The sequence below is a fragment of the bacterium genome (genome assembly GCA_019912885.1).
Classification (GTDB): Bacteria; Lernaellota; Lernaellaia; order JACKCT01; family JACKCT01; genus JAIOHV01.
The window spans coordinates 1-10638 of record JAIOHV010000105.1 but is presented as its reverse complement, the minus strand read 5'-3'; the positions used below and the strand labels follow the sequence as shown (position 1 = coordinate 10638).

The window sequence follows — 10638 nt, the reverse complement described above, 5'->3', positions numbered from 1 at the left end:
CACTCGGGCGCCGCGGCGGCGGCCGGCGCGGGCGCCTCGAACGCGATGCCGAGCACGGCGGGCGCCCCCTCGAAGTCGATGATGCCGGCGGTGAAATCGAGCGGCACGGCCGTGCCGTCCTTGCGCACGATGCGCAGGCGGTATTGCGTCGGCTGGGGCACGCCCGCGAGGCGCTGCTCGCCGCGTTTTTTGACCATTTCGCGCTCGTCGGGATGGATGATCTCCCAGAAATACATGTTGCGCATCTCTTCGGAGGTGTATCCCGTGATCCGGCGCGTGGCGGAGTTGACGTAAAGAAAACGCCCGGCCTGGTGGATGAGGATCGCCGCGGAGAACGACTCCGCGAGCACGAGAAACCGCCCCTCGGATTCGCGCGCCATGCGCCGGTCGGTGAGGTCGCGGAACACGGCCTGCACGAGCAGCCGTCCGCCGGAGTCGAAGGTCGCCGACGAGAGATCGACGGGCACGAGCCGCCCGTCCGCGCGCTGGATGTAAATCTCGCTCGAGATGACGCGGCCGGTGATGGTGTGCTCCGTGAACATCGCCTGATAGCGCTCGAGCTCGTCGGAGGGATGCAGATCCGCGTGGTGCATGCGCAAAAGCTCGCCGCGCGGATATCCGGAGAGCCTCTCGGCGGCGGGGTTCGCGTCGACGATGCGCCCGGAGATCGCGTCGGCGATGATGATCGCGTCGCGGCTGCCCTCGAACAGGCCGCGATAGCGCGCCTCGGACTCGCGAAGCACGCGCTCGGATTCGGCGCGCCGGCGCGCGTCAGCCTCGATGACGAGATATCCGACGATCTCGTCGCGCGCGCTCGTGATGCGCGCGATGGCGGCGTCGACCAGATAGGGCGCGTCGTCGCGATGGCGGTTGAGCAATTCGCCGCGCCAGGAACCCGCCTCGTTCACGTGTCGCCAGATTTCGTCGAGGAACGCGGGCGCGTGCCGCTCGCTCTTGAGCGCCCGGTACGGCTCGCCCTCGACGTCGAGAAACGAAAATCCCGACGCCGCGAGATACGCGGGATTCGCGTACGCCACGTTGCCCGCGCCGTCGAGAAACAGGATCGCGTGCGGCGCCTGCGAAACGCCGAGCGCGAAGCGCGTGTTCTCGGCCTGCAGATTCCGGCGCCAGGAGATGTCGCGCGAGATGCCCTCGAAGGCGACGGCCTCGCCGCGAAAGTTGCGGACGATGGCGACGTGGATCTCGACGGGAAGAATCGATCCGTCGGCGCGCCGGTAGTCGAGTTCGCCGCGAAACGAATCCGCCGGCGGATCCGCGGATTCGGCCTGCGTGAACCATTCGACGGTGCGCGCGATCGATTCCTTGGTCATGTATTGCGACATGCGCCGGCCGAGTGTTTCATCGGGCGTGATGCCGAGGAGATCCCTCACCGACGGGCTCGCGTAGAGCACGCGCCCCTCGAAATCCGTGCGCCACACGAGGTCGGGCAGGTTCGTGATGAGCTCGCGATACCAGCCGGCGCCCGCCTGCATTTCCCACATGCGGTCCTCTTCGAGCAGACGGACGCGCTGCGTTCGGCGCGCCAGATCGTGCGCGAGGCGGCGATTGTCGGCGGAAAGCTCGGCGATGCGCGCGGCGAAACGCACGCGGCGCACGACATCGAAGCTATCCACGGGCGGCGTCATCACGTCGCAAATGCCAAGGCGCATGTCCGGCGGGCCCTCGAGGCCGTTACGCAACAGGATGATTTGCGCGTGCGGCGAATTGGCGACGAGCGCGTTGCGAAAATCGAAAACGTCCGCTACGACCGACACATCGCAGATGGCGACGTCAAAGTGGATCTTCGCGACGCGATCGATGGCCTCGTCGAAATCCGCCGCGGTCGAAACGGAGACTCCCGCCGATTGCAGCAGGTCGCGCGCGTCATGGATCGGCGATCCGGGCGGCGCGATGACGAGCAATTCGGACACGGATTTTGCTCTCCGGTTGATCGGGATTCCAAGGGTTTGTGACGCGACGGGATGACGTTGCCGGACCGAACCTGTCTATCATAATTCGCGAAGCCGCAAAACGCGCGCGCGCAATGAACGCCCGCGCGATGGATCATGCGGGCGCCCGGCGACGCCGATCATGAAAGTTGAATAGCGCCGGCGCGCGCGGCGCGCGATGGGCCTCCCGGAGAAATTCGTGCGAAGCCCTTGCCAGCCGGGAAAAAATCGCGAATTTCGTATTGACCGCGCGTGGGGGGTCTGGTAGCTTGCGCCGGTATCGCTCCCACATTTCAATTTCCGGTTTAGGAGGTAGAGGATGGCCGCTGCCAAGAAGCCTATGACGAAGACGCAGATCGTCAATCACTTCGCCGAGAAGTTCGGGTTTTCCAAGAAGACCGCGGCGGAGGTTGTCGACGAGTTCAGCAACCTCGCGCAATCGCAGGTGAAGAAGGCCGGCGCCTTCACCATGCCGGGGATCGGAAAGATCGCGATCCAGAATCGCAAGGCGCGCAAGGGCCGCAACCCGGCCACCGGCGAGGAGATCAAGATTCCCGCCAAACGCGTCGTGAAGGCGCGGCTCGCGAAGTCGTTCCAGGAGTCGATCGTTCCTTCCAAGAAGAAGTGAACGGACCAAAAAGAAGTGAACGGAACCGTCCCGTCGCGAACGCGGCGGCGGTCGAGTGATATCTTGACGGCGAGCCCGGGTCATCCGGGCTCGTCCTGTTTCGGCCCCGCGGCGCCCGGCGCGCGCGGTCTGCCACGGGTGCGCCGGACGTGAATTTCGCGAGCCCGTCGTTCGCGCTGTTTCTCGCCGTTTCGCTCGCCGCGTTTTATCTGGCGCGCGCGCGCCCGACCGCGCGTCTTCTCGTCCACACGCTTGCCGGTTACGTTTTCTACGCCAGCTTCCAGTTGCGGATCGCGGGCGAGGCGAAGAACGTCGGCGACGTGCTTTCCGGCGCGTCGTTCTCGTTTGACTTCGATCCGGCTTTCCTGTTCCTGCTGCTTTTTGTCACGGCGCTCGATTACACGCTCTCGCGGGCGATGGCGCGCGCCGGTGCCGGGCGGCGCCGCGCGCTTGTCGCGGCGTCGGTCGTCGTCGATCTCGCCTTGCTCGGCGCGTTCAAATATCTCGACTTCTTTGGCGAGAGCCTCGCTTCGCTCGCGTCGTTCGCCGGCGTCGGCTTCGCGTACGAACCAAAGAACCTGCCGCTGCCGATCGGCATTTCGTTTTATATCTTCCAGTCGCTGTCTTACACGATCGACGTCTACCGCGGCGCGCGCGGCCCCGCGTCGTCGCTGGCGTCCTACGCCGCGTATCTCGCGTTTTTTCCGCGCCTTGTCGCCGGGCCGATCGCTCGCGCGGACGACCTCATCCCCCAGCTCGAATCCCGCGCGGGCGCGACACGGCAGGATGTGTCGCTCGCGATCTTCCTGTTGCTGTCGGGTTTCATCAAGAAGATCGCGATCGCGGACTACCTGCGCGAGAACATCGTCGATCGTGTCTTCGATTTTCCGGCGATGTACCAGACCGCGGAGCTGGTCGCCGCGTCATTCGCGTACACGTTGCAGATCTACGGCGACTTCGCGGGCTACACGGACATCGCGCTTGGCCTCGCGCTTCTCTACAGCATCCGCCTGCCGGAGAATTTCGATTTTCCCTATCGCGCCGCAAGCCCGCGCGAGTTCTGGCATCGCTGGCACATCACGCTCTCCACGTGGCTGCGCGACTATCTCTACATCAGCCTCGGCGGCAAGCGCGTGCGTCCCTGGAAACTCTACCGCAATCTCATGATCACGATGGTGCTCGGCGGCCTGTGGCATGGCGCGGGATGGAATTTCGTCGCGTGGGGCGCGCTGCATGGCGTTGCGCTTTGCGCGCATCGCCCATGGTCCGAGTGGCGCAGGCGGCGCGGCAAGCCCGAGCCGCGCGGCGTGTCGCTCGCGCTGCGCGTTTTCGCGACGTTCCTTTTCGTCAACTTCGCGTGGATTTTCTTTCGCGCGGATGATTGGGGGATCGTTGGCGACTTCTTCCGCCAGTTGACGACGTTGACGTTCGGCATGACGAACGTCTCCGCGCCCGTGCTGGCCGTCATGGCCGTCGCGATGGCGGGAATGTGGTGCCCGCCCGCTTGGTACGTGCGATTTCGCGACGCGTTCTGCCGCATGCCGATCGCGGTGCAGCTTCTCATCGCCGCGGCGGGCGGCTTTGCGATCTGGAAGCTTTCCGCCGCGGGCCTCGCGCCGTTTGTTTACGAAAAATTCTGAGAACCTCGGCGCGCGATTTCGTCAATTCGCCGGCGCGATCGTCTCTGCAAGCCCTGCGTGACCCGCGTCGCGCGCGAGGTCCGCGGGCGTCTTGCCGTCCGCCGTTCGCGCCGCGCGATCCGCACCCGCGTCGATGAGCGCCTTCGCCGCATCGGTCCGCCCGGCCGACGCCGCGAAATGCAGCGCGGTCCATCCGCGGCTGTTCGCGATCGACGCATCCGCGCCGCGTGAAAGAAGCAGGCGCGCCGCGTCCGCGTTCTCGGCGTAGGCCGCGGCGCAAAGCGGCGTCTTGCCGGAGAAGTCGCGCGCGTTCGGATCGGCGCCCCCGGAAATCAGCGCGCCGACCGCCTCGGCGTCGCCCGCGGCGGCCGCGGCGAAGACGTCCTCGCGCGATCGCTTCGCCTGGGCCTCGGCTTTTTCCACCGCGATTTGGGCGCGGCGTTTCTCGCGCTGCACGGCCTCTTCCGCTTTCTGGCGCTCCTCCTCTTCCTGTCGCCGCCGCTTGCGATCCTCAAGCTCGGTGTTGCACGCGGGGCACACCATCAGCACGCCATACGGAATGAGCGCGTCCTTCACGCGCTTGCCGCAGTGATCGCATTTGTTGCCGAAAATTGTTTCGATGAATCCCAAAGTAGCGTCTCCCGATTTTCGATCCCGCGCCCTTGCCCTTGCCCGTGATTGTCCGTGGACGAAAGGGACATCATGGACGAAATGGACAAAAGCGCCCAACGCTGCGGACAACCCGTCCCCCGCTCGCGGCGGCGGCGATTTTGTTTGCGGCTCGGCCACCGCGGTAACGCCCGGCGCGTTGCGATGACCTTCCAGACTTTCAGCCTTTCAGACTTCCAGCCTCTTCAACAACCGCAACACCCGCCGTCGTCGTCATCGTCACCCGCATCGAGGTCGTCATCCGCGCCGTCATCATCCGCGTCGTCGTCCGTGTCCGCGGCGGTGTCATCGTCCTGTTCGTCATCGTCGTCGGCCGCGTCGTCGTCGTCGTCATCCGGCACGGTCGTCGTCGTGCCGGCCGTCGTCGAGGTTGACGCGCCCGTCGTCGTCGTGCCGGCGGTGGAGGTCGTCGTCTGGCCCGTCGTCGTTGTCGTCGACGGAATCGTCGTGGTGGTCGCGGGGCGCACGCAGAAGTCGTGCGTCGCGCGGATCATCGGCGTGCGTGGCGACGCGCCCGAATACGCCTCCCACACGCCGGGCGTATCGGAGGTGTACGCGCGATCGAGCGAGGCCGACGCGTCGTCGAGCGCCAGCAATTTACCGGCGCCGCCCGCGGTCCATTGCACGCCGACGCACCAGGAGCCGCCGTTGATCGGCACGGCAAACTCCGATTCGCCGGACACATCCAGCGCGTTCCAGGTGTCGGCCGCCGGCGTGAACGCGCCGGAGACGAACACCTCGCGCTCGGGCGGTCCGGCGTCTTCGCGGTCGCGATAAACGACGAAACGCACCTCGCCCGTCTCGGCGGAACCGGCGTCGAAATACGCGCTGATTTCCGTGAGCCAGGAGGGCGATCCGTCCGGCGTCAGGCACAGCGCCAGGATCTCGCCGTCCGCGCCGGCGAACGTCGCGCCGTTCGTTCCCGTGTCGACCGCAAGCGCGCCGCCGTCGATCGTGCAGTCGCCCTCGATGAGCAAATCGTCGACCGCCCAAAACCACTGGAATCCGCCCGGCGCGACGTATCGCCATTTCAGCGTAACCGTGTCGCCGTCGTACGCGCCGCCGAAGTCCCACAGGCGCCGCTGGTCGGAGGCGTCGATGCCGTCGAGATGCAACCACAAGACGTCGCCTGTACCGTCGTCGATCGAAAAATACGCGTCGTCCTCGTCGAGGTAGCTCTGAAAATCCTGCGCGAAGGAGAGCTCCACATTCGTGATGCCGGTAAGGTCGATGACGTTCGAGATGAGATCCGTGTCGAGCGGATAATAGGACGGATTCGTGTATTGGCAGTCGCTGTCGGCGATCAGGATGCCGCCCGAAAGATAAACCCACGGCTCGCCGCCGAAACCGTCGCGCGCGCAGGGGTTGTCGTCCACCCAACCCGTGCCGTTGGCCAGATTATCGACGACCGACCAGCCCGGCGGCAGGCCAAGCTCGAAGTCCTCGAAATAAACGACGGCCGCGACCGCCGGATTCGCGCCCGCGAAAACGAGAACGAGCGAAAACGCCGCGATGCCCATGAAAAACCGCGTCATGCGGCCTCCCTTGCGTACCCCAACCGTCGAAAGGACGAAAAAGAAAGGTTAGCGGCTTTACGCGACGCAAGCAACGCGCGCGCGGCATCGAGAAAGGTCCAAATGCTTATCCGCCCTCGACCGTGGACGGCGCGGGAACCGGAACATCCTCGGGTGCTTCGGGCGCCGGAGAGAGCGTGATCGGCGGCGGCGGGCTCGGCGTGCCGGCCAGGTTTCCGCGCGAGGAGAAAAAGCCCGGGTCCAGGCGATACATGCCGCAGACGCACCCGACGAATGCCTCGCGCGTCTTGGGGTCGATGGCGATCGAGCCGGCGAAACCGCCGATCGCGATGCGGTGGCGCAAAAATCCCGTGTCCGCGTCGTGAATCCGCAGATCGCCGCCGAAATGAGGCGCCACGTAAACCAATCGGTTCAGCTCGTCCACCGCGATCGAACGGACGCCGAACGCCGCGGGCCAGACGTCCTCGCGCGCCAGGTCGGGCGTCCGCGCGACGACGATATCTCCGGCCAAAGGGCGCGGGACGAACAGGCGATTCGTGCGCGCGTCGAGCGCCATCTCTTGCGCGCGCGATCCGATGGGCGTCGCGGCGATCTCGCGGCGCTCTCCAGGATCGAACGCACGAAGATACTGATCGTTCCGGACGCCGAGCGCATACAGATGCTCGCCGGTCGCGGCGATGCGGTCAGGCGCCGCGCGTGGCCATTCAATCGTGTCCTCAACGTGCAGATTCGATTCGGCAACGACAAATACGCGGTTTTCGAATGCGGTCGAGACGTAAATGCGTCCCTTCCCGTCGCGCGCCATATCGAGGATTCGCGCGGCGGGCAGATCGGACAGGCGGCCTTCGCGCCGTCCGTCGGGCGCCACCACGATCACGCGGTCGCGCGCCCGATCGCCGGACACCGTTTCGAGAAGCAGAAAACGCTCGCTTGCGCCCGCGATCGGCACGAGATCTTCGGGAGTCACCCACGAAAGCGGGTTTCCCGAGTCGCGCGTGCCTTCGGAAAAATCGATGACGCGGCGCACCGTTCCGGAATCGCGATCGACGCTCGCCAGCACGCCTTCGTCGCGGATGCGGGTCAGGAGGGTCTTGCCGTCGCGCGTGGTCGCCATGTCGAACGCGCCGGCCTGCGTATTCAGCCGGCGCATCCCCTCCCAACGCAGCCACACGCGGCCGCAATTAAAGACAAGGCCCGTGTGGTGTACGGCCATCGCGTTCGCCGCGACAAGCGCGACGACGGCAAGGCGCGCGACGGCCTCCGACGGGCGGGGGGACAGCCATCGAAACGGGGCGTGCCCGCAAAGGCGCGCCGCCGCCGCGATCGAAACGATCGCGCACGCCCCGCCGGCGTACGCGGTGATCCGCGTCGTCGTTCCGACGAACGCCGGCGCGAGTACGAGCGGCAGCGCGAGCAGATACGCCGTTGCGCGGTCGCGTGGCACGCGAGAGACAAAAAACAACACCGGCGCGAAGAAGATCAGGATCATCAGCACGCGGTAGGGCAACTCGGCGAACGAGGAGAGGTAGGCCATCGCCGCCCCGGCGCGGTGCACGATCGGCGCGGCGACATGGACCGACGCAAGCGCGATCCCCATCGCGGCGATGACGAACGCGGCGAACAGCGGCGCGCCGAGCACCGTGCGTGCGTCGGCCGGCGTCTCGGGCGCGTGCGGCACGAGGCGAACGACAAGGCGCGACGCAACGAGAGCAAGACCGAGCGCGACGATCAGATAGACGGGTTCGGCAAGGACGGCGAAGCCGATGAAATACACCTGCGCGGCAAGGGCAAGCACGGCGAAGCCTTCGCGAAGCGCGGCGACGGCGGCGATCGGCGCGCGCCCGTGCCGTGCGGCGCGGCGCTCAAGGACGCCAAGGGCCAGGACCGCCGCGACGCCAAGCACGGCGAACGCGAGTTTCAACTCGTTCGATGGCGCGATCCGCAACGGCCCGTCGATGACGGCCGCCAGCCCGGCGACAATGGGATTCGCGATCACGGCCAGCGACGGAACGAGCAGCCCAACGTAAACGATCGCGCCCGCGCCGAAAAACACGGCCGTCGCGATGAGTTCGGGGCGCGACCCGGCGCGAAGCCGGGAAGTCCCGTCATCGGTCGCCATCGGCGCGCGCGCGTCGCTCACGTATCCTGGCGGCGCGATTGGCGATTGACCGCCGCGATGTACGCCAATAGTGCGTTGTTCGACCGCGCGTCGAGCGCGTTCCACTCGAGGCCGAGCTCGAACCGGCCGCTCGGCGGGCGGTAGATGTACCGGGGGTACGCGGTCACGGTGATTTCGCCCGCGCCGCCAAGGTCGATCGACAACGCGATCGACTCGCGCGCGTAGAGATCGTCCGGGCTGTCGGCGAACGAGAGCGCGATGCCGCCCTCGGACATGTCCACGACGTTCACGCTATCGGGTTCGTGCCAACCCGCGATCCGCGTGATGATCGCGGGCAGGCGATCGGTCGGCAGAACGCGCAGATGGCGCCGGCGCTCGGTCGGATTTTCCGGATTCATCCCCGCCTCCTTGCGACTATCCTATCATCGGATCGGCGAAAAAAACCGTTACGCGCCCCATCAGACGACACCCTGATCGAGCATGGCGTCGGCGACCTTGATGAATCCCGCGATGTTGGCGCCGCGCTGATAGTCGCCGTTTCCGTGGATCATGCATTGTTCGTGGATGTCTTTCATGATGCGGCGCAAGCGGTCGTCCACCTCGTCGCGCCCCCACGAAAAACGCATGCTGTTTTGCGCCATCTCCAGCCCCGACACCGCCACGCCGCCCGCGTTCGCCGCCTTGCCGGGCGCGAACGCCACGCCCGCCGCGCGAAACGCGCCGGCCGCCTCGGGCGTGCACGGCATGTTCGCGCCCTCGACGACGGCGCGGCAGCCGTTGTCGATGAGATGGCGCGCCTCGTCTCCGTCGAGCTCGTTTTCGGTCGCGCACGGCAGCGCGATGTCGCACGACACGCTCCTCCACGGACCGTCGCCGTCGATGTAGCGCGCCGACTTGAACGCCTCGGCGTATTCGCGGATACGCCCCCGGCGGACGTTCTTGAGTTCGAACACGAACGCGAGCTTGTCGGCGTCGATGCCGTCTTCGTCCACGATCGCCCCGTCCGAATCCGACAGGGCCACGACGCGCGCGCCGAGTTCGATCGCCTTTTGCGCGGCGTATTGCGCCACGTTGCCCGATCCGGAGATCGCGACGCGCTTGCCCGCGAGGCCGTCGTCCGCGTGCGCGAGCATTTCGGCGACGAAGTACACGACGCCGTAGCCCGTCGCCTCCGGGCGAAGCCGCGAGCCGCCGTAGGCCAGCCCCTTGCCGGTCAGGACGCCGCTCCACTCGTTCGCGAGCTTTTTGTACATGCCGAACAGATAACCGATCTCGCGCGCCCCGACGCCGATGTCGCCCGCGGGAATGTCCGTGTTCGGCCCGATATGGCGGAACAATTCCGCCATGAACGACTGGCAAAAGCGCATCACCTCCGCGTCGGATTTTCCGCGCGGGTGAAAGTCCGATCCGCCCTTGCCGCCGCCCAGCGGAAGGCTCGTCAGGCTGTTTTTGAACACCTGTTCGAACGCCAGGAACTTGAGGATGCCGAGCGTCACGCTCGTGTGAAAGCGCAGCCCGCCCTTGTACGGCCCGATCGCGCTGTTCATCTCCACGCGATAGCCGCGGTTGACGCGCACCTCGCCCGCGTCATCCACCCACGGCACGCGAAACATGATGACGCGCTCCGGCTCGACCATGCGTTCAAGGATGCGCGTGGCGCGGTAGCGAGGATTCGCCTCGACCAACGGCCAGATCGATTCGAGCACCTCGTGGACCGCCTGGTGAAACTCCGGCTCGCCGGGATTTCGCCGGCGCACCTCGTCGAGAAAATTTTCGAACCCTCCGCCCATGGCCGCGCCTTCCGCGTTTGCTGACGAGATCGGAGCCGATTTTTACCACGCTCTTTTTGGAACCGCGACCGCCCGGGAGCGGGTACGGGCCGAACGGGGGTTCGGCGCTCCCAGGTTGCAACCGCGACCGTCAGGGAGCGGGTACGAGCCGAACGGGGGTTCGGCACTCCCAGGTCAGAGCCGCGACCGTCAGGGAGCGGGTGGCGACGCGGCGGCCAGCACCGCGTCTTCCGGCGCGCCGAAATCGAACACCGGGACGCCCGCCGCGGCGCCACCCGCTCCCTGACGGTCGCGGCTCTGACCTGGGA

The 10638-nt window shown here is 66.5% G+C and carries 8 protein-coding genes; 2 read left to right on the top strand and 6 right to left on the bottom strand.

Annotated elements, in window-relative coordinates:
* Positions 1–1931 (bottom strand): PAS domain S-box protein (locus K8I61_08920; GenBank protein MBZ0272146.1); only part of this gene is annotated, 1931 nt, incomplete at its 3' end.
* A 337-nt stretch (positions 1932–2268) separates the two neighbouring features.
* Here K8I61_08920 and K8I61_08915 point away from each other — a divergent pair.
* Positions 2269–2577 carry an HU family DNA-binding protein gene (locus K8I61_08915; protein MBZ0272145.1) on the top strand — a complete coding sequence of 103 codons (309 nt, stop codon included), beginning with the start codon at positions 2269–2271 and terminating at the stop codon, positions 2575–2577.
* A gap of 149 nt (positions 2578–2726) precedes the next feature.
* Positions 2727–4217: an MBOAT family protein gene (locus K8I61_08910; GenBank protein MBZ0272144.1), complete on the top strand. Its 1491-nt coding sequence runs from the start codon at positions 2727–2729 to the stop codon at positions 4215–4217.
* A 21-nt stretch (positions 4218–4238) separates the two neighbouring features.
* On the opposite strand, the gene K8I61_08905 is transcribed toward K8I61_08910, so the two are convergent.
* The 5 genes from K8I61_08905 to gdhA form a co-directional block, all read right to left on the bottom strand.
* Complete coding sequence (locus K8I61_08905; protein ID MBZ0272143.1) at positions 4239–4847, bottom strand: ankyrin repeat domain-containing protein; 609 nt, start codon at positions 4845–4847, stop codon at positions 4239–4241.
* A 224-nt stretch (positions 4848–5071) separates the two neighbouring features.
* Complete coding sequence (locus K8I61_08900) at positions 5072–6421, bottom strand: hypothetical protein (GenBank protein ID MBZ0272142.1); 1350 nt, start codon at positions 6419–6421, stop codon at positions 5072–5074.
* 106 nt (positions 6422–6527) lie between these two features.
* Positions 6528–8561: a hypothetical protein gene (locus K8I61_08895; protein MBZ0272141.1), complete on the bottom strand. Its 2034-nt coding sequence runs from the start codon at positions 8559–8561 to the stop codon at positions 6528–6530.
* Complete coding sequence (locus K8I61_08890; protein ID MBZ0272140.1) at positions 8558–8938, bottom strand: PilZ domain-containing protein; 381 nt, start codon at positions 8936–8938, stop codon at positions 8558–8560. The genes K8I61_08895 and K8I61_08890 overlap by 4 nt, the downstream gene beginning before the upstream one ends.
* A gap of 60 nt (positions 8939–8998) precedes the next feature.
* Complete coding sequence (gdhA, locus tag K8I61_08885) at positions 8999–10330, bottom strand: NADP-specific glutamate dehydrogenase (GenBank protein MBZ0272139.1); 1332 nt, start codon at positions 10328–10330, stop codon at positions 8999–9001.
* Positions 10331–10638 lie beyond the last annotated feature (308 nt).

What these genes read in the sequence shown, in the direction of transcription:
- K8I61_08915 (MBZ0272145.1), top strand. Translation starts at nt 2,269, where the DNA reads ATGGCCGCTGCCAAGAAGCCTATGACGAAGACGCAGATCGTCAATCAC.
- K8I61_08900 (MBZ0272142.1), bottom strand. Translation starts at nt 6,421, where the DNA reads ATGACGCGGTTTTTCATGGGCATCGCGGCGTTTTCGCTCGTTCTCGTT.
- K8I61_08890 (MBZ0272140.1), bottom strand. Translation starts at nt 8,938, where the DNA reads ATGAATCCGGAAAATCCGACCGAGCGCCGGCGCCATCTGCGCGTTCTG.
- gdhA (MBZ0272139.1), bottom strand. Translation starts at nt 10,330, where the DNA reads ATGGGCGGAGGGTTCGAAAATTTTCTCGACGAGGTGCGCCGGCGAAAT.